General features: G+C 70.0%; 21 protein-coding genes and 1 pseudogene. 18 read left to right on the top strand and 4 right to left on the bottom strand.

Going from position 1 to position 23,561, the window contains the following annotated elements:
- Positions 1–108 precede the first annotated feature (108 nt).
- The 13 genes and pseudogenes from SLUN_RS12865 to era all read left to right on the top strand — a co-directional run bounded on the left by SLUN_RS12865 (position 109) and on the right by era (position 12,635).
- Positions 109–468: a histidine triad nucleotide-binding protein gene (locus tag SLUN_RS12865; RefSeq protein ID WP_108148622.1), complete on the top strand. Its 360-nt coding sequence runs from the start codon at positions 109–111 to the stop codon at positions 466–468.
- Between the two features lie 48 nt (positions 469–516).
- Positions 517–1,425 (top strand): ribonuclease Z, encoded by a 909-nt coding sequence (locus SLUN_RS12860; RefSeq protein ID WP_108148621.1) that lies wholly within the window; start codon positions 517–519, stop codon positions 1,423–1,425.
- A gap of 27 nt (positions 1,426–1,452) precedes the next feature.
- On the top strand, positions 1,453–2,445 hold the full coding sequence (locus SLUN_RS12855; protein ID WP_108148620.1) for an adenosine deaminase: 993 nt from the start codon (positions 1,453–1,455) through the stop codon (positions 2,443–2,445).
- 184 nt (positions 2,446–2,629) lie between these two features.
- The gene (locus SLUN_RS12850) at positions 2,630–3,928 is read left to right on the top strand and encodes a glucarate dehydratase family protein (protein WP_108148619.1); all 1,299 of its coding nucleotides are present in this window, start codon (positions 2,630–2,632) and stop codon (positions 3,926–3,928) included.
- A 124-nt stretch (positions 3,929–4,052) separates the two neighbouring features.
- Positions 4,053–5,161: pseudogene (locus SLUN_RS12845) on the top strand (carbohydrate kinase family protein).
- A gap of 162 nt (positions 5,162–5,323) precedes the next feature.
- Complete coding sequence (locus tag SLUN_RS12840; protein ID WP_108148618.1) at positions 5,324–6,352, top strand: PhoH family protein; 1,029 nt, start codon at positions 5,324–5,326, stop codon at positions 6,350–6,352.
- A 12-nt stretch (positions 6,353–6,364) separates the two neighbouring features.
- A complete protein-coding gene (gene ybeY / locus SLUN_RS12835; protein WP_108148617.1) occupies positions 6,365–6,862 on the top strand; it encodes an rRNA maturation RNase YbeY in 498 nt (165 codons plus the stop codon).
- Complete coding sequence (locus SLUN_RS12830; RefSeq protein WP_108148616.1) at positions 6,859–8,142, top strand: hemolysin family protein; 1,284 nt, start codon at positions 6,859–6,861, stop codon at positions 8,140–8,142. The genes ybeY and SLUN_RS12830 overlap by 4 nt, the downstream gene beginning before the upstream one ends.
- Complete coding sequence (locus tag SLUN_RS12825; RefSeq protein WP_108148615.1) at positions 8,139–8,492, top strand: MmcQ/YjbR family DNA-binding protein; 354 nt, start codon at positions 8,139–8,141, stop codon at positions 8,490–8,492. Before SLUN_RS12830 ends, SLUN_RS12825 begins: the two co-directional genes overlap by 4 nt.
- Before the next feature lie 56 nt (positions 8,493–8,548).
- A complete protein-coding gene (locus tag SLUN_RS12820) occupies positions 8,549–8,902 on the top strand; it encodes a cytidine deaminase-like protein (RefSeq protein WP_108148614.1) in 354 nt (117 codons plus the stop codon).
- Between the two features lie 279 nt (positions 8,903–9,181).
- Positions 9,182–10,537 carry a beta-xylosidase gene (locus SLUN_RS12815; protein ID WP_108148613.1) on the top strand — a complete coding sequence of 452 codons (1,356 nt, stop codon included), beginning with the start codon at positions 9,182–9,184 and terminating at the stop codon, positions 10,535–10,537.
- 188 nt (positions 10,538–10,725) lie between these two features.
- Positions 10,726–11,673 carry a WxL protein peptidoglycan domain-containing protein gene (locus tag SLUN_RS12810; protein WP_108148612.1) on the top strand — a complete coding sequence of 316 codons (948 nt, stop codon included), beginning with the start codon at positions 10,726–10,728 and terminating at the stop codon, positions 11,671–11,673.
- Between the two features lie 11 nt (positions 11,674–11,684).
- Positions 11,685–12,635: a GTPase Era gene (era, locus tag SLUN_RS12805; protein ID WP_108148611.1), complete on the top strand. Its 951-nt coding sequence runs from the start codon at positions 11,685–11,687 to the stop codon at positions 12,633–12,635.
- A gap of 137 nt (positions 12,636–12,772) precedes the next feature.
- Here era and SLUN_RS12800 read toward each other — a convergent pair whose 3' ends face one another.
- Together SLUN_RS12800 and SLUN_RS12795 are read right to left on the bottom strand one after the other, a co-directional pair.
- Complete coding sequence (locus tag SLUN_RS12800) at positions 12,773–13,039, bottom strand: protealysin inhibitor emfourin (protein ID WP_108148610.1); 267 nt, start codon at positions 13,037–13,039, stop codon at positions 12,773–12,775.
- A 25-nt stretch (positions 13,040–13,064) separates the two neighbouring features.
- Positions 13,065–14,132 (bottom strand): M4 family metallopeptidase, encoded by a 1,068-nt coding sequence (locus SLUN_RS12795; protein ID WP_108148609.1) that lies wholly within the window; start codon positions 14,130–14,132, stop codon positions 13,065–13,067.
- A gap of 294 nt (positions 14,133–14,426) precedes the next feature.
- Here SLUN_RS12795 and leuA point away from each other — a divergent pair, with 294 nt between their 5' ends.
- Positions 14,427–16,190, top strand: a complete 1,764-nt coding sequence (leuA, locus tag SLUN_RS12790; RefSeq protein ID WP_108148608.1) for a 2-isopropylmalate synthase — start codon at positions 14,427–14,429, stop codon at positions 16,188–16,190.
- A gap of 243 nt (positions 16,191–16,433) precedes the next feature.
- The gene (locus SLUN_RS12785; protein ID WP_108148607.1) at positions 16,434–17,186 is read left to right on the top strand and encodes a tellurite resistance TerB family protein; all 753 of its coding nucleotides are present in this window, start codon (positions 16,434–16,436) and stop codon (positions 17,184–17,186) included.
- Between the two features lie 97 nt (positions 17,187–17,283).
- Here SLUN_RS12785 and SLUN_RS12780 read toward each other — a convergent pair whose 3' ends face one another.
- Together SLUN_RS12780 and SLUN_RS12775 are read right to left on the bottom strand one after the other, a co-directional pair.
- On the bottom strand, positions 17,284–18,651 hold the full coding sequence (locus tag SLUN_RS12780; RefSeq protein WP_108148606.1) for an FAD-dependent oxidoreductase: 1,368 nt from the start codon (positions 18,649–18,651) through the stop codon (positions 17,284–17,286).
- Between the two features lie 329 nt (positions 18,652–18,980).
- Complete coding sequence (locus SLUN_RS12775; RefSeq protein ID WP_217502302.1) at positions 18,981–21,491, bottom strand: SpoIIE family protein phosphatase; 2,511 nt, start codon at positions 21,489–21,491, stop codon at positions 18,981–18,983.
- A gap of 172 nt (positions 21,492–21,663) precedes the next feature.
- Here SLUN_RS12775 and SLUN_RS12770 point away from each other — a divergent pair, with 172 nt between their 5' ends.
- From SLUN_RS12770 to SLUN_RS12760, 3 genes are read left to right on the top strand one after another with little or no spacing between them, the layout of a single operon-like run.
- Positions 21,664–21,933, top strand: a complete 270-nt coding sequence (locus SLUN_RS12770; protein WP_170146571.1) for a DUF1905 domain-containing protein — start codon at positions 21,664–21,666, stop codon at positions 21,931–21,933.
- Between the two features lie 50 nt (positions 21,934–21,983).
- A complete protein-coding gene (gene recO / locus SLUN_RS12765) occupies positions 21,984–22,730 on the top strand; it encodes a DNA repair protein RecO (protein ID WP_108148604.1) in 747 nt (248 codons plus the stop codon).
- Between the two features lie 22 nt (positions 22,731–22,752).
- A complete protein-coding gene (locus tag SLUN_RS12760; protein ID WP_108148603.1) occupies positions 22,753–23,559 on the top strand; it encodes an isoprenyl transferase in 807 nt (268 codons plus the stop codon).
- Positions 23,560–23,561 lie beyond the last annotated feature (2 nt).

The raw sequence follows: 23,561 nt of genomic DNA, 5'->3' as shown, positions 1-23,561 counted from the left end.
TTGTCTCCAAGGCCGCGGGCCCCCGCGCGCACGTCCGCGAGGGGGGTTGTTCCCTCGTGCGCTATACGATGCCGTTCGTACCGACCACACGCGAGGAGGACCCCGGTCATGGCGGGAGAACCGCAGGCTGACTGCCTGTTCTGCAAGATCGTCGCGGGGGAGGTGCCGGCCACCGTGGTGCGGGAGACCGAGACCATCGTCGCCTTCCGTGACATCAACCCCCAGGCCCCGACGCACGTCCTGGTCATCCCCAAGGCGCACTACCCCGACGTGGCCACGCTCGCCGCCGCGGAGCCCCAGCTCGCCGCCGACGTGCTGCGGGAGGCGGGTGAGGTCGCCCACGAGGACAAGGTCCACGGAGCCGGATACCGCATCGTCTTCAACACCGGCTCCGGCGCGGGCCAGACCGTCTTCCACGCGCACGCCCATCTGCTCGGCGGCCGCGGCCTCGAATGGCCCCCCGGGTAACCCGTGACAGGCACCAAGGACCAAGTAACAGGCAGCAGGTAAACCGCCTTGTCCGTACGTGAATTGGTGGTGCTCGGCACCGCCAGCCAGGTACCCACCCGGCACCGCAACCACAACGGCTATCTGCTGCGCTGGGACGGCGAGGGCATCCTCTTCGACCCCGGCGAGGGCACCCAGCGCCAGATGCTGCGTGCCGGTGTCGCCGCGTACGACATCAACCGCATCTGTGTCACGCACTTCCACGGCGACCACTCCCTCGGACTCGCCGGGGTGATCCAGCGGATCAACCTCGACCGGGTCCCGCACCCGGTCGCCGCGCACTACCCGGCGAGCGGCCAGCGCTTCTTCGACCGGCTGCGGTACGCCACCGCCTACCGCGAGACGGTGGCGCTGAGCCAGGAGCCGGTGAGCGGGGACGGTGCCGTACTGGCCCGGACGGCTGCGTACACCCTCGAAGCGCGCAGGCTCTCGCATCCCGTCGAGTCGTACGGCTACCGACTCATCGAGCCCGACGGCCGCCGCATGCTGCCCGAGAAGCTCGCCGCGCACGGCATCAAGGGGCCGGACGTCGGCCGGCTGCAGCGCGAGGGCGAGGTGAACGGCGTCACGCTGCACGAGGTGAGCGAGGCACGGCCCGGACAGCGTTTCGCCTTCGTCATGGACACCAGGCTCTGCGACGGCGTGCACGCGCTCGCGGACGGGTGCGACCTGCTCGTCATCGAGTCCACCTTCCTCGACGAGGACGAGCAACTGGCCTCGGACCACGGTCACTTGACCGCCGGGCAGGCGGCCCGGGTGGCGCGCGACGCGGGCGTACGGCACCTCGTGCTGACGCACTTCTCGCAGCGCTACAGCGACGCGGACGACTTCGAACGGCAGGCGCGCGCGGCGGGTTACGAGGGTGAGCTGACCGTCGCCAAGGACCTCTGGCGGGTCCCCGTTCCCAAACGGACCTGAGTGCGGACGCCGACCTAATATGGGGCAATGTCCCTCCCCAAGGCAGAACTCCACCTCCACATCGAAGGCACCCTCGAACCCGAGCTCGCCTTCACGCTCGCTGCCCGCAACGGTGTCGAGCTCCCGTACAAGGACACCGAGGAGCTGCGCCGCGCGTACCTCTTCCAGGACCTGCAGTCCTTCCTGGATCTGTACTACGGGCTGATGGCCGTGCTGCACACCGAGGACGACTTCGCCGAGCTCGCGGAGGCGTATCTGGCGCGCGCGGCCACGCAGGGCGTGCGTCACGCGGAGATCTTCTTCGACCCGCAGGCACACACGAGCCGCGGCGTCCCCATCGGCACGGTGATCGAGGGCCTGGCCCGCGCGCTCGACCGCAGCCTGGAGCGGCACGGCATCTCCACCCTGCTGATCATGTGCTTCCTGCGCGACGAGTCCGCGGAGTCGGCGATGGAGACGCTCGACGCCGCGAAGCCGCATCTGCACCGGATCGCGGCGGTGGGCCTCGACTCGGCGGAGGCGGGGCATCCGCCGTCGAAGTTCCGCGAGGTGTACAAGGCGGCGGACGCCCTCGGCCTGCGGAAGGTGGCGCACGCGGGCGAGGAGGGCCCGCCCGCGTACATCCGGGAGGCCCTGGACGTCCTGGGCGTCGAGCGCATCGACCACGGGCTGCGCTGCATGGAGGACCCGGAGCTGGTGGAGCGGCTCGTACGGGAGCGGGTTCCGCTGACGCTCTGCCCGCTGTCGAACGTCCGGCTGCGGGCGGTCGACACCCTCGAGGAGCACCCGCTGGCGCGGATGATGGACGCGGGGCTGCTGTGCACGGTGAACTCCGACGACCCGGCGTACTTCGGCGGCTATGTCGGCGACACGTTCCACGCGGTGCACGAGGCGCTGGGGCTGGGGGAGGAGCGGCTGCGGGAGCTGGCGCGGAATTCGTTCGTGGCGTCGTTCCTGGAGGGGGATGAGGAGCGGCGGGCGCGTCTGATCGCGGAGGTCGAGACGTATGACTTCCCGTAACCGGGGGCGCTGCCCCCGGACTCCCGCGCATCGATCGCCGGCGGGGCTCGAGTCGGCGATCGTGTTCGGCGTGCCTGGTCCCATTGACGGCCTACATTCGCGTATCTAATCTCAGTTCTCATCCGTGTACGTCACACCTCGAAGGGCTGCTCGCGGACGGACTCGATCTCGTAGGAGCCACAGCATGACGCAGGACCTGACGATCAGTGAGGTGCGGCTCACCCCTGTCCTCGTCGCCGACCCGCCACTGCTCAACACGCAGGGTGTGCACCAGCCGTACACCCCGCGCCTGATCGTCGAGGTCGTCACGGCCGACGGCATCACCGGCGTGGGCGAGACCTACGGCGACACCAAGTACCTTGATCTGGCGGCCCCGTTGGCGGACGCCCTGCCCGGCTGCCGGGTCAGCGATGTGAACGGGCTGCACCGGCTCGCGGACCTGGTGTGCGGCGACTCGCCCGAGGCCACCGGCGCGGACGCCGTCGACGTCGGCGGCCTGCGCGGCGTGCAGACCGCCGACAAGCTGCGGCTCTCGGTCGTCTCGGGCTTCGAGGTCGCCTGCCTCGACGCGCTCGGCAAGGCGCTGGGCCTGCCGGTGCACGCGCTGCTCGGCGGCAAGGTGCGTGACGCCGTCGACTACAGCGCGTACCTCTTCTACCGCTGGGCCGAACACCCCGGCGGGGCGGGCGAGTCCGACGACTGGGGCGCCGCGGTCGACCCGGCGGGCATCGTCGCGCAGGCCCGGCGCTTCTCCCGCGAGTACGGCTTCGCCTCCTTCAAGCTCAAGGGCGGCGTCTTCGAGCCGGACGAGGAGATCGCGGCGGTCCGCGCGCTGGCGGAGGCGTTCCCCGGTCAGCCGCTGCGACTCGACCCCAACGGCGCCTGGTCGGTCGAGACCTCGCTGAGGGTCGCGGAGGAGCTGGGGGACGTACTCGAGTACATGGAGGACCCGGCGAGCGGCACCGAGCGGATGGTGCAGGTCGCGGCCGGCACCGAGGTCCCGCTCGCGACGAACATGTGCGTGACGACCTTCGCGGAGATTCCGGAGGCCTTCGCGCGCGGGGCCGTCCAGGTCGTCCTCTGCGACCACCACTACTGGGGCGGGCTGCGCAACACCCGTGAACTGGCCGCGATCTGCCGGACGTTCGGGGTCGGTCTGTCCATGCACTCCAACACCCACCTGGGCATCAGCCTCGCCGCGATGACGCATGTCGCCGCGGTTGTCCCCAACCTGGACTACGCCTGCGACAGCCACTACCCGTGGCAGACCGAGGACGTGATCACCGAGCGCCTCGACTTCAAGGACGGGTGCCTGGCTGTCAGCGACCTTCCCGGTCTCGGCGTCGAGCTCGACCGCCGGCGGCTGGCCTTCCTGCACCGGCGCTGGCTCGACGACGACGGCACGATGCGGGACCGCGACGACGCGGCGGCGATGCGGGTGGCGGAGCCGGGCCGGACGTCCCCGCCGGTCCCCCGCTGGTAGCCACGCCCAGGCCGGGGCTCGGCCCTTGCCGGGGCTCCGCCCCGGACCCCGCGCCTCAACCGTCGGCAGGGCTGAACTTGGGGCAGACTGGGCCTGATCTGCACCACGTACCAGGAGCGGCACGGTGACCACTCGACACGGAGAGCGACCGGACCACGCTGCCGCCTGCCTCGACCCCCTCGCAGCGCTGCGGACGCCGGCCGATCCCCCGTGCGACGTCTACCTCACCGGCAACGTCTTCCTCGACATCATCTTCACCGGCCTCGACTCCGCCCCCGTCCGCGGCACCGAGTCCTGGGCCCGCGGCATGGGGTCCAGCCCCGGTGGCGTCGCCAACATGGCCACCGCGCTCGCCCGGCTCGGGCTGCGGACCTCTCTCGCCGCCGCCTTCGGGGACGACCACTACGGCGAGTACTGCTGGGACGCCCTCGAGCAGGGCGAGGGCATCGACCTCTCGCTGTCGCGCACCGTGCCCGGCTGGCACTCGTCCGTCACCGTCTCCATGGCGTACGAGGGCGAGCGCACGATGGTCTCCCACGGGCACGAGGCCCCGCCCACCGAGCCCACCCCGAGTGCCCGCCGCCCGCCAGGGCCGCCATCGCCTCCCTCACACCCGGCCGCGCCGAGTGGATCGCCCAGGCCGCCCGCAAGGGCACCCGCATCTTCGCCGACGTCGGCTGGGACGAGACCGGCCGCTGGGACCCGGACGACCTCGCCGACCTGGAGCACTGCGAGGCCTTCCTGCCCAACGCCGAAGAGGCGATGCGCTACACCCGCACCGAATGCCCCCGTGCCGCCGCCCGAGCCCTGACCGAGCGTGTCCCGCTCGCCGTCGTCACTCTGGGTGCGGAGGGCGCGTACGCCGTGGACGGCGCCACCGGCGAGAGCGCCCAGGTTCCCGCCATCGCGGTGGAGGCGCTCGACCCGACGGGCGCCGGGGACGTGTTCGTGGCCGGATTCGTCACCGGCACCCTCGCGGGCTGGCCGCTCGCCGACCGCCTCGCCTTCGGCGGGCTTACCGCAGCCCTGTCGGTGCAGGAGTTCGGCGGCTCGCTCTCCGCGCCCGGCTGGTCGGAGGTCGCGGCCTGGTGGCAGTACGTCCAGGGCTGCGACGACCAGGACCCGGCCGCCCTGCGCAGGTACGCCTTCCTGGAGGCGCTCCTGCCCGCCCCCACCAGGCCCTGGCCGCTGCGCCGTGCCGTGCCCACCATCGGCTTCGGCCGCTCGTTCTGAGCCCGCGCACCCACCCGCTCCCCGCAAAGCAAAGCCCGCCGCAAAGCCCGCCGTAAAAGCCCTCGGCCTTGTCAGTGCCAGGTCGTACGCTTGGTGTCCCAGAGGTTGTCGAGCAGCGAGAACCCTGCAACGGGAGGTATGTGCAGGCCACAGAGCCGGCCCATGACTCAGACACCTACAGCCCAGAACCCGGCGCCCGGGCAGGCGCGAGCCCACTTCACCGTCCCCGCCAAGCATCCGATGGTGACGGTCCTCGGTTCGGGTGACGCCCTGCTGCGCGTGATCGAGAAGGCCTTCCCGGCGGCCGACATCCATGTCCGGGGAAATCAGGTGAGCGCAGTCGGCGACGCGGTGGAAGTCGCCCTGATCCAGCGCCTGTTCGACGAGATGATGCTCGTGCTCCGCACCGGGCAGCCGATGACGGAGGACGCGGTGGAACGCTCGATCGCCATGCTCAGAGCAGGCGAAAACGGCAATGGCGGCGGCGAGACCCCGGCCGAGGTGCTCACGCAGAACATCCTCTCCAGCCGCGGCCGGACCATCCGTCCCAAGACCCTCAACCAGAAGCGGTACGTCGACGCGATCGACAAGCACACGATCGTGTTCGGCATCGGCCCCGCCGGTACCGGCAAGACGTATCTCGCCATGGCGAAGGCGGTCCAGGCCCTGCAGTCCAAGCAGGTCACCCGGATCATCCTGACCCGTCCCGCCGTGGAGGCGGGCGAGCGGCTCGGCTTCCTGCCCGGCACCCTCTACGAGAAGATCGACCCGTATCTGCGGCCGCTCTACGACGCGCTGCACGACATGCTCGACCCCGACTCGATCCCGCGGCTGATGGCGGCGGGCACCATCGAGGTCGCGCCCCTGGCGTACATGCGCGGCCGGACGCTCAACGACGCGTTCATCATCCTCGACGAGGCGCAGAACACCAGCGCCGAGCAGATGAAGATGTTCCTGACCCGGCTCGGCTTCGACTCGAAGATCGTCGTCACAGGTGACGTCACCCAGGTCGACCTGCCGAACGGCACCAAGAGCGGACTGCGCCAGGTCCAGGGCATCCTGGACGGCGTCGAGGACGTGCACTTCTCCCGGCTCACGAGCGAGGATGTCGTACGGCACAAGCTCGTCGGCCGTATCGTCGACGCGTACGAGAAGTACGACGACCAAAACGGGCACGCGAACGGGAAGTAGTAACAGCGCACCATGTCGATCGACGTCAACAACGAGTCCGGAACCGAGGTCGACGAGCAGGCGATCCTCGATGTCGCCCGCTACGCCCTCGCGCGGATGCGCATCCACTCGCTCTCCGAGCTCTCGGTGATCGTCGTGGACGACAACGCCATGGAGCAGTTGCACATCCAGTGGATGGACCTGCCCGGTCCGACCGATGTCATGTCCTTCCCGATGGACGAGCTGCGTCCGCCGGTCAAGGACGACGAGGAGCCCCCGCAGGGGCTCCTCGGTGACATCGTGCTCTGCCCCGAAGTCGCCAAGAAGCAGGGCGAAGAGGCCGAGACGCAGCACTCCATGGACGAGGAGCTCCAGCTCCTGACCGTCCATGGGGTGCTGCATCTGCTGGGTTACGACCACGAGGAGCCGGACGAGAAGGCGGAGATGTTCGGCCTCCAGGCTGCGATCATCGACGGCTGGCGAGCGGAGAAGGGGCTCACAGGGCCGTCGCCGGCGCCGACCGTCTCATGACCGGTCAACTGGTCTTCGGCGCGATTCTGCTGGTCGTCGTCGCCTGGCTGGCGGCGTGCGCGGAGGCGGGCCTCGCCCGCGTCTCCAGCTTCCGGGCCGCCGAGGCCGTACGCTCCGGGCGCCGCGGCGCCGACAAGCTGGAGCAGGTCGCGGCCGACCCGACCCGGTATCTCAACGTCGCCCTGCTGGTCCGGGTGTCGTGCGAGATGGCGGCCGGGGTGCTGGTCACCTATGCCTGCCTGGAAGAGTTCACCGAGACATGGCAGGCGCTGCTGGTCGCCATCGGCGTGATGGTGCTCGTCTCGTATGTCGCGGTGGGTGTCTCGCCGCGCACCATCGGCCGCCAGCACCCGCTGAACACGGCCACGGGCGCGGCGTACGTCCTGCTCCCGCTCGCCCGCGTCATGGGCCCGATCCCACAGCTGCTGATCCTGCTCGGCAACGCGTTCACGCCCGGAAAGGGCTTCCGCAAGGGCCCGTTCGCGAGCGAGGCGGAGCTGCGGGCGATGGTCGACCTCGCCGAGCAGGAGTCGCTGATCGAGGACGACGAGCGCCGGATGGTGCACTCCGTCTTCGAGCTCGGCGACACCCTCGTACGCGAAGTGATGGTCCCGCGTACCGACCTGGTCTGCATCGAGCGGCACAAGACCATCCGGCAGGCGCTGACGCTGGCACTGCGCTCAGGCTTCTCGCGCATCCCCGTCACCGGGGAGAACGAGGACGACATCGTCGGCATCGTGTATCTGAAGGACCTGGTCCGCAAGACGCACATCAACCGCGACGCGGAGGCGGATCTGGTCTCGACGGCGATGCGGCCGGCGGTGTTCGTGCCCGACACGAAGAACGCGGGTGATCTGCTGCGCGAGATGCAGCAGAAGCGCAATCACGTCGCGGTCGTCATCGACGAGTACGGCGGCACGGCCGGCATCGTCACGATCGAGGACATTCTGGAGGAGATCGTCGGCGAGATCACCGACGAGTACGACCGTGAGGTGGCGCAGGTCGAGGAGCTGGGCGAGGGCCGCTTCCGGGTCACGGCGCGCCTGGACATCGACGATCTGGGTGAGCTGTACGGGCTCGACGAGTTCGACGACGAGGATGTGGAGACCGTCGGCGGACTGCTGGCGAAGGCCCTGGGCCGGGTCCCGATCGCGGGCGCGTCCGCGGTGGTTGACCTGCCGGACGGCCGCGCGCTGCGGCTGACCGCGGAGTCCCCGGCCGGCCGCCGGAACAAGATCGTCACGGTACTGGCGGAGCCGGCGGAGAGGAAGTCCCTGTGACGCCTGCGGAGTTCAGGGCCTTCTGCCTGGAATTCAACGCCGCGGTGGAGGAGTTCCCGTTCGGGCCCGAGACCTCGGTGTTCAAGGTGCACGGCAAAGTCTTCGCGCTGAGCGGGCTGGACGCCGAGCCGCTGAAGGTGAACCTCAAGTGCGAGCCGGAGATCGCGGAGCGGCTGCGGGAGGAGCATGCGGGGATTGTGCCGGGCTACCACATGAACAAGCGCCACTGGAACACGGTGACGGTGCGGGACCTCCCGGACGGGATGGTCCGGGAGCTGATCGAGGACTCGTACGACCTGGTGGTCGCGGGCCTGCCGAGGGCGACCCGTCTCCGCCTGGACCGGCCCTGACGCAGCGCGAGGGTCCCGGCTGAGGGGCCCTCGTCGTTTCGATCTATGCTCGGGACATGACCCAGAGCACCGGTCTCGGCCCCGAGGACCGCAAGATCATCACGCTGGCGCGCAGCGCCCGGGCCCGCAACGGTGTGGCCGAGGGCGCGGCGGTACGGGACGAGACCGGGCGTACGTACGTCGCCGGGACCGTTGAGCTGGACTCGCTGAAGCTCAGCGCGCTGCAGACCGCGGTGGCGATGGCGGTGGCGAGCGGCGCGCAGTCCCTGGAGGCCGCGGCCGTCGTCTCCGACGCCGATGCCGCCTCCGACGCGGACCGTGCGGCGGTACGTGACCTGGGCGGGCCCGCGACCCCGGTGCTGCTGGCCGGTCCCGACGGCACGCTCAAGGCTTCGGTGACGGCGGGCTGACGCGGTCGACCCGCGCCCAGCCGGCCTCACAAGACCCTTGAGAATCACGGGACTTCCCCTTGCGATCGAGCCGCGAGCCGCTTGCGGCCGAGGTGTGACAGCGCCGCTGTGACAGGGACCGGCGTCACTTTTGCGGTGGCGCCGGTTCCCCTTCCGGCCTGCGGAAACGCGGATCTTGACAGTATCTGATGGGTCATCAGACAGCGCATTTCGATTCCATTGACTTCTTTCGGCCACCACACGTCAATGGCCCCCTGCATTCCTCAGAAGGGGGCAATCATGGCTACAGCCACCCGAAGATCCGCCACCCGAAGGTCCACCGGCCGGCATCGGCGCTGGACCGCCGCTGCCGGTGCGCTCGCACTCGTCGCCGGTACGGCATGGCTCGCCGCGCCCGCGAGCGCGCTGGCCGCCGCATCGGCGCCGGTGGACTTCGCAACCCACTGCGTACCGCCGCCCATCGCCGGCATCCCGCCCATCGACGGCACCACGACCGCCGAGATCACCGTCGACAACGCCACCCCCAAGGTGGGCGACACCGTCACGGTCACCTACACGGTCACCAAGCCCGCCGCCAGCAACCCGGTCGACCTCGCACTCCCGGCCGACATCATGACGCCCAGCGGCAAGGTCGCCCTCGGCGGCGCCCAGGCCGGCGGCGTCACCGTCACCGGACCCAAGAAGAACCCGCCCGTCCCCGGCAAGGGAGCGTTCCCGCCGTTCTCGATGACCGGCACCTTCACGGTCACCGCGCCCGGCTCGATCACCCTCTCGCCCGGCGACTACAACATCCACACCAGCTACATCATGGAGCTGGACACCCCCTGCACGGTCATCACTCCGCCCGCGCCCGTCTCCGAGACGATCACCGCGACGGACGTCCCCGGGGCCAACGAGCGCGCCATCCAGCTCGCCACGGCCTCCGGCAAGCCCGGTGACCGGGTCACCGTCACCGGCGCCAAGTTCACTCCGCTCGCCGACATCACCGTCGTCGGCCGGGCCGGCGCCGCCGAGACCGCCGACCGGATGACCTTCAAGGCCACGGCCACCGGCGGCTTCACAGCAAGCCTCGCCGTCAACGACAAGGCGACCACCGGCATCGTCGCGTACGAGGGCAGTGCCTGGTCGGCGGAGAAGGGCGCGGGCCCGGCGGCGTACACGGTGCTCGACGACACCCCGCTGCCCGGGAACAGCCAGAAGCTCAACGCCTCGGTCGCGGCAGGCACCCTCTCCATGTCCCAGGCCGGTGACACCGTCGACCTGTCGGCGGTCGACTTCGGCAAGGGCGGGGCGGCCACCGGCGATCTGAGGACGGTGACGGTCAAGGACTTCCGGGGTGGCCCCGCGGGCTGGTCCCTGACCGGCAAGGTCACCGACTTCACCGGGCCCGGCGGGACGATCGACGCCGGCAAGCTCGGCTGGACGCCGGCCTGCACCACCAAGCAGGGCAGTCCCAGCACCTGTGCGGCCGGCTCCGCGGGACCGGTCGGCAGCGCGGGCGCGACCCTCGCCTCCACCCCCAACGGGGCGCTGACCGGAGGCGAGTTCACCGTGGACGCGAAGGTCTCGCTGGACGTACCGGCGTTCACCGCACCCGGCGCGTACTCCGGCGTGCTGACCCTCACGCTCACCTGACCGCGGCGAGTGAGCCGAAGGGGCGCGCGGGTGTCGAAAGGGAGAACGCGCGGAGGCCGCGAGGAACGAGTGGTCGAGCACGATCGACCGTCGACACACGCTGAAGCGCCCCGGAGGTGAACCGAGCCACAGAAAACACGGCGGGCCGGGCGCGCACCCGGTCGGCCCGTCATCAGCCTGGGGGCTCCATGCGCAAGCTGTGCGTCATCCTGCTGGGTCTCATCACCATGCTGTGCGCCGTTCCGGCCGCGCACGCCGCCGACAACGGCAACTGGTCGGTCTACCCGGCCGCCTCGGAGCTCGGCGGGCGCCCGTACTTCTATCTCTCCGCCGACCCCGGCACCACTCTCACCGACCGGGTGACGGTCACCAACAAGACCGACGCCCCGCTGACCTTCCGGCTGTACGCCGCCGACGCGTACAACACCGAACGGGACGGCGGCTTCGCCGTGCGCACCCAGAAGGAGAAGCAGCGCGGCGTCGGCGCCTGGGCCAGGCCCGAGCGCGACCGCGTCACCGTCCCGGCGAACAGCTCCGTCACCGTGCCGTACACCCTCACCGTCCCCGAGGGCGCCGAGCCCGGTGACCACCCCGGCGCCCTGGTCGCCCTCGACGAGCGCGTCAGCCCCTCGACCGGCCCGGTCGCCGTCGGCATCCAGCAGGCGGTCGGCGCGCGGGTCTACCTGCGGGTGGGCGGTCCCACCGTGCCCGCGCTCTCCGTCGAGGACGTCGCGCTCACCCACGCGCAGCCCCTGGTCCCGGGCACCGGCGAGAGCAGCGCGCTCATCTCGTACACGCTCCACAACCGCGGCAACGTCACCCTCAACCCCAAGGTCGCCCTCAAGGCCGAGGGCCTCTTCGGCCGCGATCTCCTCAGCCGCGATCTGAAGAAGATCCCGTCCGAACTGCTGCCGCGCCAGAAGATCCGGCTCACCGAACGCTGGTCGGGCGCGCCCCAGCTCGAATGGGGCGAGGTCAGGCTCACGGCCAGCGCACGGGACGTCCGCGAGTCGGCCGGAGCCTCCTTCTTCGCGCTGCCGTGGCTTCTCGCGGCGGTGCTGGCGGCGGCGCTCGCGGGGACCGGGGTGTGGGCGCGGTCAAGGCGAGTGAGGGCGCGCGTACCACGGGGCTCCTGACATCAGGGACAATGGGCGCCATGAGCGCTCGTACCCAAGAGAACAACGCCCCCCACCGGGCGGGCTTTGCCTGCTTCGTGGGCCGCCCCAACGCGGGCAAGTCCACCCTGACGAACGCTCTGGTCGGCCAGAAGGTGGCGATCACCTCCAGCCGGCCGCAGACGACCCGGCACACCGTGCGCGGCATCGTGCACCGCCCCGAGGCCCAGCTGATCCTGGTCGACACCCCTGGACTCCACAAGCCGCGCACGCTGCTCGGCGAGCGGCTCAACGACGTCGTGCGCACCACGTGGGCCGAGGTCGACGTGATCGGCTTCTGCCTGCCGGCGAACGAGAAGCTCGGCCCCGGTGACCGCTTCATCGCCAAGGAGCTCGCGGGGATCAGGAAGACCCCGAAGGTCGCGATCGTCACCAAGACCGACCTCGTCGACTCCAAGACCCTCGCCGAGCAGCTGATCGCCGTCGACCAGCTCGGCAAGGAGCTGGGCATGGAGTGGGCGGAGATCGTCCCGGTCTCGGCGGTCGCCGGCAAGCAGGTCGAGCTGGTGGCCGACCTGTTGATCCCGCTGCTCCCGGAGAGCCCCCCGCTCTACCCGGAGGGCGACCTCACCGACGAGCCCGAGCAGGTCATGGTCGCGGAGCTGATCCGCGAGGCCGCGCTGGAGGGCGTACGGGACGAGCTGCCGCACTCGATCGCGGTGGTGGTCGAGGAGATGCTGCCCCGCGAGGACCGCCCGGCGGACAAGCCGCTGCTGGACATCCACGCGAACCTCTACATCGAGCGCCCGAGCCAGAAGGGCATCATCATCGGCCCGAAGGGCAAGCGCCTGAAGGAGGTCGGCATGAAGTCCCGCAAGCACATCGAGGCGCTGCTGGGCACGCCGGTCTTCCTGGACCTCCATGTGAAGGTCGCGAAGGACTGGCAGCGGGACCCGAAGCAACTGCGGAAGCTCGGCTTCTGACGCGGGCCGTCCCGTAACCGGGGCTCCGCCCCGGACCTCGCGCCTCAAACGCCGGCGGGGCTGAACTTCAGCCCGTCCGGCGTTTGAGGACATGCGGCCAAAGGTGGCGCGCCCGGCCATGACGTCGTCAGAACCGGTCACGCACCTTCCTTGAGCACCCGCGAGATCAGCTTCCGCTGCGCGTCGGACAGCCGCGGATCCGCGCAGTAGACCGTGCGCCCGTCCACCGTGATCTGGTAGCTGAACCCGTCCGGCACCCCGATCGGCGGCGTCCGCCGGCCACCGGCCACCGCCTGCTCGGCCAGGGCGTGCCACTCGCCCGCATCGGTCCGCCCCGAGGTGTCCACCTCCGCGAACCGCTCGATACCGGCGAATCCGCCCGTACGCCTTACCTGGATACGCATGGGTCCTGTCTAGTACGAGAACCGCTCAGTTGGTAGGCACCCCGACCTGGGACCACGCTTTCAGCAGCGCCTCCTGTTCCTCGCCCTCGCCGAAGCGGGCGCGGGCCGCGGCCACGGTGAGCCGTGCGAAGTCGGTGAACCGGGCCGTCGTGGACAGCTCGCCGCCCGTCAGCACGTCGTACCAGATCCGCCCCGCGCGCTCCCACGCATTGCCGCCCAGTGCGGTGGCGGCCAGGTAGAAGGCGTGGTTCGGGATCCCCGAGTTGATGTGGACGCCGCCGTTGTCCCGGCCCGTTCTGACGTAGTCCTCCATCCTCGCGGGCTGCGGGTCCTTGCCGAGTACATCGTCGTCGTACGCCGTGCCCGGCTCCTTCATCGAGCGCAGGGCGACACCCGTCACGTTCGGGCCCAGCAGGCCCGCGCCGATCAGCCAGTCGGCCGCGTCGGCGCTCTGGCCGAGGGAGTACTGCTTGATCAGCGCGCCGAAGACGTCCGACATGGACTCGTTCAGCGCCCCGGACTGGCTGAAGTACTCCAGATTCGCCGTGTACTGCGTGACGCCGTGGGTGAGCTCGTGCCCGATCACGTCGACGGGGAGCGTGAAGTCCAGGAAGAGATCGTTGTCGCCGTCGCCGAAGACCATCCGCTCGCCGTCCCAGAAGGCGTTGCCGTACTTCTCGCCGTAGTGGACGGTCGCGTTCAGCGGCAGGCCGGAGTCGTCGATGGAGTGCCGGCCGTACGCCTTGAGGAACAGGTCGAAGGTCGCGCCGAGGCCCGCGTGGGCGCGGTTGACCGTGGCGTCCTTGGCGGGCTCGTCGCTCTCGGAGTGCACCTTCGTGCCCGGCACGGTCTCCTGGTGCCCGGCGTCGTAGATCGTGCGGTCGGGCTTGTCCGAGACAGTGCCGCTCACACTCGGAGCGAGCCCGCGCACCGTCGTGATCCGGCGGCGGGTGCGCTGGAGGGCGTCGTGCTCGAGGGTGCGGGCGGCGGGCCCGGCGATCGCGGGGTCCTCGGCGCGGGCCAGTTTGTCGAGGACATGGGGCGGCACGATGGTGCAGAAGACCGGGTTCACCCGGCGGGCGTTGGCGTCCATGCCGGGACTGTGGCACTGAGTCATGAGGCTGTCACTAGTTGCCACCATGATTGACGAAATGGAGTGAAGGATCACGGTTTACCCGTAACTGAAGTTGTGTCCCGCATACTGATACGGCACCGCCATACCCGCGCCGCTCGGTTAGGCTGCTCCGCATCATGCGTTTTGGGCTGCTTCTTCTTAGCTGCCGCGGCGAGGGCCTGTAGTCGTAGGCCGACCCCCTCCCCGCGGGATCTGGTGCTGCTTCGACTCAGTCGGCCGTCCTACTGCTGGACCCCCGAGGAGCCCTGCGCAATGTCCGAGAATTCTGTCGGTCGCCCCACGCCCGTCACCACCGCGACCCACACTCAGCAGCCGTCCGGGATGCCGATCCACAAGTACGGCCGCTACGAGGCCGTGGACATCCCCGACCGCACCTGGCCGAACAGCCGGATCACCGTCGCCCCCCGCTGGCTGTCGACGGACCTGCGCGACGGCAACCAGGCCCTGATCGACCCGATGTCGCCGGCCCGCAAGCGCGAGATGTTCGACCTGCTCGTACGCATGGGCTACAAGGAGATCGAGGTCGGCTTCCCGGCCTCCGGTCAGACCGACTTCGACTTCGTACGCTCGATCATCGAGGACGAGGGCGCGATCCCCGAGGACGTGACGATCTCCGTCCTGACGCAGGCCCGTGAGGACCTGATCGAGCGCACCGTGGAATCGCTGGTCGGCGCGCACCGCGCCACCGTGCACCTGTACAACGCGACCGCACCGACCTTCCGCCGGGTCGTCTTCCGGGGCTCCAAGGACGACATCAAGCAGATCGCCGTGGACGGCACCCGTCTGGTGATGGAGTACGCCGAAAAGCTGCTGGACGACCGGACGGCCTTCGGCTACCAGTACAGCCCCGAGATCTTCACCGACACCGAGCTGGACTTCGCCCTGGAGGTCTGCGAGGCCGTCATGGACGTCTGGCAGCCCGAGGCCGGCCGCGAGATCATCCTCAACCTGCCTGCCACCGTTGAGCGTTCGACCCCGTCCACGCACGCCGACCGCTTCGAGTGGATGTCGCGCAATCTGTCGCGCCGCGAGCACGTCTGTCTGTCCGTGCACCCGCACAACGACCGCGGCACCGCGGTGGCCGCCGCCGAGCTGGCCATCATGGCGGGCGCGGACCGTATCGAGGGCTGCCTGTTCGGGCAGGGCGAGCGCACCGGCAACGTCGACCTGGTGACGCTGGGCATGAACCTCTTCAGCCAGGGCGTGGACCCGCAGATCGACTTCTCGCAGATCGACGAGATCCGTCGTACGGCCGAGTACTGCAACCAGATGGAGATCCACCCGCGCCACCCCTACGCGGGCGACCTGGTCTACACGTCCTTCTCCGGCTCCCACCAGGACGCCATCAAGAAGGGCTTCGACGCCATGGAGGCCGACGCCAAGGCGCAGGGCAGGACGGTCGACGACATCGAGTGGGCCGTCCCGTACCTGCCGATCGACCCCAAGGACGTCGGCCGCTCCTACGAGGCCGTCATCCGGGTCAACTCGCAGTCCGGCAAGGGCGGAATCGCGTACGTCCTGAAGAACGAGCACAAGCTGGACCTGCCGCGGCGTATGCAGATCGAGTTCTCCAAGACAATCCAGGCGAAGACGGACGCCGAGGGCGGCGAGGTCACGCCCAAGGAGATCTGGGCGATCTTCCAGGACGAGTACCTGCCCGCCGAGACGAACCGGTGGGGCCGTATCCAGCTGCGTTCCGGCCAGACCACGACCGACAAGGACGGTACGGACACGCTGACCGTGGAGGCCACGGTCGACGGAGCCGACACCGTGCTGACCGGCGTCGGCAACGGACCGATCTCCGCCTTCTTCGAGGCGCTGAACGCCATCGGCATCGACGCGCGGCTGCTGGACTACCAGGAGCACACAATGAGCGAGGGCGCGTCCGCGCAGGCCGCCTCGTACATCGAGTGCGCGATCGACGGCAAGGTGCTGTGGGGCATCGGCATCGACGCGAACACCACGCGTGCGTCGCTGAAGGCGGTCATCTCGGCCGTCAACCGGGCGACGCGTTAGTCCCAACCACGGGGCTCCGCCCCGAACCTCGGTTCTCCATGGCCGGACGGGCTGCTGTGTTCTGCCCTCAGTCGCCGGGCGGGCTGCTGTGTTCTGCCCTCAATCGCCGGGCGGGCTTGAGCAAGCCCGTCCGGCCATTGCTGTGCGCGGGCGCAGGGCGCGGAATCGGCCATGTCCTGGCGTTCTGGCGCCGGGGTGCTGACGTGACATCACTGATGTGGCTAACATCACGTCAACGCGGCAATGTTGCCGTGGGGGCACCCCCGTGCCCGAAGGGCTACGGGGGAGTTACGGAGGTGCCACGTGCGGCGAGACCAAGGGCTATTCGGCCGGAAACTCCTGGTCTGCGGCGTTCATACCTCTTGGAACACTGTGGGCGACGGTGAGTTCTTCTGCGCCGATTGCGGAGGCGACCGCAACTACCGCCGCCGTACCGGCCGTCGGCGCTTCACCGTCCTCGGTCTCCCCCTGCTGCCGCGCGGCTCGGCCGGTCCTGTCGTCGAATGCGCCGCCTGCCGCACCCACTTCGGCATGGACGCCCTCGACCACCCCACCACCAGCCGCTTCTCCGCGATGCTGCGCGACGCGGTGCACACCGTGGCGCTCGCCGTCCTCGCCTCCGGCGGCACCTCATCGCGTACGGTCCGGGAGATCGCCGTCGCCACGGTCCGCGCGGCCGGCCTCGACGACTGCACCGAGGACCAGCTCACCGCCCTGATCGAGGCGCTCGCCGCGGACACCGGCCGTTTCGTCACCGACACAGGTCCCTATGGCGCGGCGCTCGCCATAGAGCTGCACGAGGCGCTGGAGCCGCTGGCGCCCCATCTGGCCCCGGCGGGGCGAGAGTCGATCCTGCTGCAGGGCGCGAGAATCGCCCTCGCGGACGGTCCGTACAGCCCGGCGGAGCGCGAGGTGCTGACGACGGTCGGCGTGGCGCTGCAGCTGCGCGCGGACGACACGGCGCGGCTGCTGGCCGCCGCGCGCACGCCGTTCTGACCCACTCCCGCGCTCCGCGTACTCCCCGGGTTCGCGACCCTCGAACCCGGTGCCCTGCCGGCCGCCGAGCTCAACAGCGCCCGCGGGCTCGGCCCGTTCAGCCCTGTTCGCCGCTCGCCCGCAGCATCGCCTCGCGGTCCACGATCTTCACCCGCTCGCGGCCCTCCGCCTCGCCCAGCGCCCGCTCCGCCGCGTCCAGCCGGTGCCAGCCCTCCCACGTCGTGTAGGCAACACCCTTGGCCTCGAGGAAGTCGACCACCGCATCGTCACCGGGCGCGCCCGGCGTGAGCAGCCGCCCGTTGCCGTGGTCGTCCAGCAGATGTGCGACAGTCTCGTTCGCGTCGCCCTTGGTGTGGCCGATCAGGCCGACCGGGCCGCGCTTGATCCATCCGGTCACATACGTGGAGGGCAGGTGCTCGCCGCCCTCGATGACCCGGCCGCCCTCGTGCGGCACGGTGCCGGTGACGAAGTCGAAGGGCAGCTTGGGCAGTTCGTCGGAGAGGTAGCCGACGGCGCGGTAGACGGACTGCACGTCCCACGTGCGGAACTCGCCCGTGCCGGTGACATTGCCAGTACCGTCCAGCCGCGTCCGCTCCGTACGCAGCCCCACCACCCGGCCGTCCTCACCGAGGACCTCCGTGGGCGACTCGAAGAAGTGCAGGAACAGCTTGTGCGGGCGGTCGCCGACGTCCCGGATCGCCCAGTTCTCCAGCGTCTTGGCGACCATGTCCGCCTGCTTGCTGGCGCGGCGGGTGGCGATGGAGCCGTCGTCGTAGTCGATGTCCTCGGGGTCGACGATGACCTCGATGTTCGGCGAGTGGTCGAGCTCCCGCAGCTCCATCGGGCTGAACTTGGCCTGCGCGGGGCCACGGCGGCCGAACACATGCACCTCGAGCGCCTTGTTGGCGGCCAGGCCGTCGTACACATTCGGCGGGATCTCGGTCGGCAGCAGCTCGTCCGCGGTCTTCGCGAGAACGCGGGCCACGTCGAGGGCGACATTTCCGACGCCGAGTACTGCGACCTTCTCGGCCTCCAGCGGCCACGTCCGCGGCACATCCGGGTGCCCGTCGTACCAGGACACGAAGTCGGCGGCGCCGTACGAGCCCTCGAGCTCGATGCCGGGGACGTCCAGCGCCCGGTCCGCGTCCGCGCCCGTGGAGAAGATCACCGCGTCGTAGAACTCGTGCAGATCGTCGAGGCCGATGTCGCTCGGATAGTCGACATTTCCGAACAGACGTATCTGCGGCTTGTCGAGGACCTGGTGGAGGGCGGTGACGATGCCCTTGATCCGCGGGTGGTCGGGCGCGACGCCGTACCGGATCAGCCCGAACGGCGCGGGCATCCGCTCGAAGAGGTCGATGGAGACGCCGGGTTCGACGGCGGCCTCGGACTTGAGGAGCGCGTCGGCGGCGTAGATCCCGGCGGGGCCGGCACCGACGATCGCGATCCGCAGAGGGCGGGGCATGAATGGTTCCCTTCGAACGAGGTCCACGAGGCGTGACCCGGCGTGTGAGGCGGCCCGGCGCGTGCGGGGGAGCTGACTCTCGTACGCCACCCTGTCAACGGCGCTCCGACCGCGGTACCCGCCCTGTGCCTATGAACCCATAAGCCTGATCTATGACCCGGCACCCGGGAGGGGCGGGGTAAGGACACCCTAACCTCCCGCTCCCGGGCTGCCCGCAGGGCCCCACCGCTCGCGACCGCGGCGGAGCGGATCAGCGCGACGACGGCGTATGTGAACGCACGAAGCCGGGGCGAGGTGACCTGAAGCGGCCGTCCGGTGCGCGCTTCCGCTCACCCGGCGGGGGGCGTCGGCGGCGAGGCATGGGTGTACTGGGTGAGCAGCAGCGCGATGTCGTCCATCCGGTTCGGGGACTGGCGGGCGTCCCGCAGGAGTGCGTCGGCCAGTTCTTCGAGGGAGCCCACAGCAGCATGGGCCAGCAAGGTCCGCAGCCGGTCCATGCCCACACCGATGTCGGACTCGCGTGTCTCGATCAGTCCGTCCGTGTAGAGGGCCAGAATCGAGCCGGGCACGAGACTCAGCTCCGATTCCGGGTAGTCGACGGCGCGCTCCACTCCGAGTGGCAGGCCGCCCGGCAGATCCAGGATCTCGGTGTGCCCATCGGGTCGGCGCAGGAGGGGCTGGCAGTGGCCCGCGCGCACCACGTGCGCGACTCCCTGACCCGGGTCGAGGAGGACGTAGCAGCAGCTGGCGAGGAGCCCGGGGTCGAGGTCGAGGAGCAGCCGGTTGGTGCTGGCGATCACATCGCTCGGTCGGTGGCCTGCGGAGGCGAAGGCCCGTACCGCGCTTCGCAGCTGGCCCATGGTGGCTGCGGCGGCGACGTTGTGGCCCTCGACGTCTCCGACGACCAGCACGACGCCGCGGTCCGTGGGGATCGCGTCGTACCAGTCGCCGCCTATGTGCATCCCGCGGGTACCGGGCAGGTACCGGCCGGTGACGCGGACGCCCGGCAGCGTGGGCAGCCGGTGCGGAAGCAACGCGTTCTGCAGGCCCCGGGCGAGGGTGAATTCGGCGTCGTAGAGCCGGGCACGTTCCAGCGCCTGGGCGATCAGCCCGCTCAGCGCGGTGAGGAGGCTTCGTTCCTCGTCGGAGAACCGGTGGACCTCGTCGAAGCCCAGGATGCAGGCACCCACGGGGCGGCTGGAGGCGATCAGGGGCAGGAAGACAAAGGAGCTGGACTCGGGCTCGAGCTCGGGATAGGCCGCCCCGAACTCTTCTCGCGATTCGATGAACAGCGGCACCCCGGAGGTCAGCGCCCCGGTCACGGGCTCCCGGGCGGCGTGGTGCAGCGGCTGGCCCTCGAACCGCTCCAGAAAGTTCCCACGGTAGCCACGCTGCGACAGCAGATATACGTGCCGCTCGTGCACCACGAATATCGCCAGTCGATCACCGCCGACGGCGGGCAGGAGCTGGTCGGCGACGGCATCGCACACTTCGCGCGCGGTGACCGCCTCGGTCAGGGCGCTGCTCATCTGAAGGACGCGATAGATGGCGCCCAGGGGTGTCGGCGCGGGCCGCGATGAGGACGGAGCGGCCCCTCCTGCCTCCTCGGGGGGTGCCCCGGGCTCGGCCCCGGCCGGGACCGGTTGTCCGGCCGGCGCAGCCCAGCCGGTCATGCCCTGCGCATCCGGGCGGAGGGAGAATACGAGCCACCGGTCGGGGGATCGGGCCAGGAAGGAGACGGGCTGCTGGGAGACCCTGGCGGCCCGGAAACGGTCTTCGTAGGCGGGATCGGCCAGCCACGGCAGAACGTCCCAGGGGCGGCGGCCCACCAGATCCTCCCGACGTACGTGCAACAGCCGCACCAGGCTGTGGTTGGCGTAGGCCACACGCCCCTCGCGGTCGAGCGCGAAGAAGCCGTCCGCGAGCCGTTCGATCGCCGCGACGGCGGCCATACCGGCTCCGAGGTCCAGGACCCCGCCCACCAGGTGGGGCCGCGACTCCCGGGCGGCGTCGGGTTCAGGTACCCGGCCCCACAGCTCGATGGTGCGGTGACCGCCGCCCTTCTCCGGCACGCGCAGACTCTGGGCGAGGACGCGGCCGCCCTTGAGTGCGGCACGGGCGGCACCGCGGAAACCGGGACGGTCCGCGGGGTGCACCTGGGCCTCCAGCGTGGCCGCTCGTCCGTCGTACTCGTCCGGGGCGAGGCCGAAGACCGCGCACAAGGTGGCATCCGCTTCCAGGGCTCCGGTGTCGAGGTTCCAGTCGAACAGGCCTACCCGTACCGCTGAGGGGGAAGGTACCGGGACCTCCAGCGGACCGGTCTCCATGTCGTACCCGACTTCGACGCCGCGCGCGTTCAGCTCGGCGAGCGCTGCGCCGAGGCGGCCGGCCGCGGTCCGCATGTGCCGTCGCTGTGCCTTGGACAGCCCTTGCCCCCCGGACCTGGCGGCCCACACCGCGGCCATGGACCCGAAGGTCTCCTGCCCCGCCGTGACAGGTACGGAGGCGGAGCCGAAAGGGTATGGCAACGCGACTGCGAGCTGAGGAAAACGCCGCATGGTCTCATCGGCGTCGACCAGATGGACCGTCCGCCTGGAGCGGAACGCCTCCGCCACGGGAATGGGACTGTTCACAGGAATTCGCCGCCAGCCGCCGAGGAGGGAAGGCGGCATCCCAGCCGCTGCGGCGAGTATCAGCGTCTGACGGTTGCGCGAGACCAGGAACACACTCGCCGCATGGGCCCCGGTCACCTCGACTGCTTTGAGGACGGCCTCAGCCAGTGCATCGTCGCGCTCCGCCGCGCCTTCGGCGCCCGTGGTGCCGAAGGGATGCGTACTCAACCTGGAATCGCTGGACGACACGCTGGCCCCGATCGCTGCAATGGTGGCGTGGCCCGCACGTCAGGGGTGTCTGTCCAATTCTTCTATGGAATGGTTCCTTGCGAAACCTGACGGGACGCCGCACCGATCGGGAGGGGCGATGAGTTTGCCCGCCTCGCGCCGTCCTATCTGCATGGACAGACAATTCAGCGCAACGCTGCAGAAGAGCCCTGAGAAGGGCGGCTGGACGTATCTGGTGTGGCCCGAGTCGGTCGAGTTCTTCGGCACCCGGGGCCTCGTCAAGGTCCGCGGCACGATCGACGGTCATCCGTTCCGGAGTTCGTTCATGGCCCTGGGTGACGGCAGGCACAAGCTGCCGGTGAAGGCCGACGTACGCAAGGCGATCGGCAAGGAGGCGGGCGACAGCGTGACCGTCCGCCTTCAGGAGCGCGTCGACGACTGATTCTCCGGGCGGATGACGGTCGGAGAAGCTCCGTACGGGACAATGACCGCATGAGCCTGTTCCGTGACGACGGCGTCGTCCTCCGCACCCAGAAACTGGGCGAGGCCGACCGCATCATCACCTTGCTCACCCGCGGCCACGGCCGCGTCCGCGCCGTCGCCCGTGGTGTCCGGCGCACCAAGTCCAAGTTCGGAGCCCGGCTCGAGCCCTTCTCCCACGTCGACGTGCAGTTCTTCGCGCGCGGCAGCGAACTCGTCGGCCGCGGGCTCCCGCTCTGCACCCAGAGCGAGACCATCGCTCCGTACGGTGGCGCGATCGTCACCGACTACGCCCGCTACACCGCCGGCACGGCCATGCTGGAGACCGCCGAACGGTTCACCGACCACGAGGGCGAACCAGCCGTCCAGCAGTACCTCCTCCTCGTCGGCGGCCTGCGCACCCTCGCCCGCGGCGAGCACGCCCCGCATCTGATCCTCGACGCGTTCCTGCTGCGCTCCCTCGCCGTCAACGGCTATGCGCCCAGCTTCGACGACTGCGCGAAGTGCGGCATGCACGGGCCGAACCGTTTCTTCTCCGTGGCCGCCGGCGGCGTCATATGCGGTGACTGCCGGGTCCCGGGCAGCGTCGTACCCTCGGCGGAGGCCATCGCACTGCTCAGCGCACTGCTGACCGGCGACTGGCCGGCCGCGGACGCGTGCGAGGCGCGCCACGTCAGGGAGGGCAGCGGGCTGGTTTCCGCCTATCTGCACTGGCACTTGGAGCGCGGCCTGCGCTCGCTGAGGTACGTCGAGAAGTAGAGAAATAGGAGATGTGAGCCGCATGGCACGACGCGGAATCCTGGGCCGGTCCCGCCGCGAGTACAAGGTCCCCGAGCCGCACCCCTCCGGCGCGCGCCCGCCGAAGATCCCCGGCGAGCTGGTGCCCAACCATGTGGCGTGCGTCATGGACGGCAACGGCCGCTGGGCGAAGGAGCGCGGACTGCCGCGCACCGAGGGCCACAAGGTCGGCGAGGGCGTCGTACTCGACGTTCTCAAGGGCTGCATCGAGATGGGCGTCAAGAACCTCTCCCTGTACGCCTTCTCCACCGAGAACTGGAAGCGCTCGCCCGACGAGGTCCGCTTCCTGATGAACTTCAACCGGGACGTCATCCGGCGGCGGCGCGACGAGATGGACGAGCTCGGCATCCGTATCCGCTGGGTCGGCCGCATGCCGAAGATGTGGAAGTCGGTCGTCCAGGAGCTCCAGGTCGCCCAGGAGCAGACCAAGAACAACGACGCGATGACGCTGTACTTCTGCGTCAACTACGGCGGCCGCGCCGAACTCGCGGACGCGGCGGCCGCCATCGCGGCGGATGTGAAGGCGGGCAAGCTCGACCCGTCGAAGGTCTCCGAGAAGACCATCCAGAAGTACCTCTACTACCCGGACATGCCGGACGTGGACCTGTTCCTGCGCCCCAGCGGCGAGATGCGGACGTCCAACTACCTGATCTGGCAGAGCAGTTACGCCGAGATGGTCTTCCAGGACGTCTTGTGGCCGGACTTCGACCGGCGCGACCTGTGGCGGGCCTGCCTGGAGTACGCCCAGCGGGACCGCCGCTTCGGCGGCGCGATCCCGAACGAGAAGTAGCC

The organism is Streptomyces lunaelactis, assembly GCF_003054555.1.
Classification (GTDB): Bacteria; Actinomycetota; Actinomycetes; order Streptomycetales; family Streptomycetaceae; genus Streptomyces; species Streptomyces lunaelactis.
Note: the sequence above shows the minus strand (reverse complement) of the source record. Positions and strands in the feature narration are given on the sequence as shown.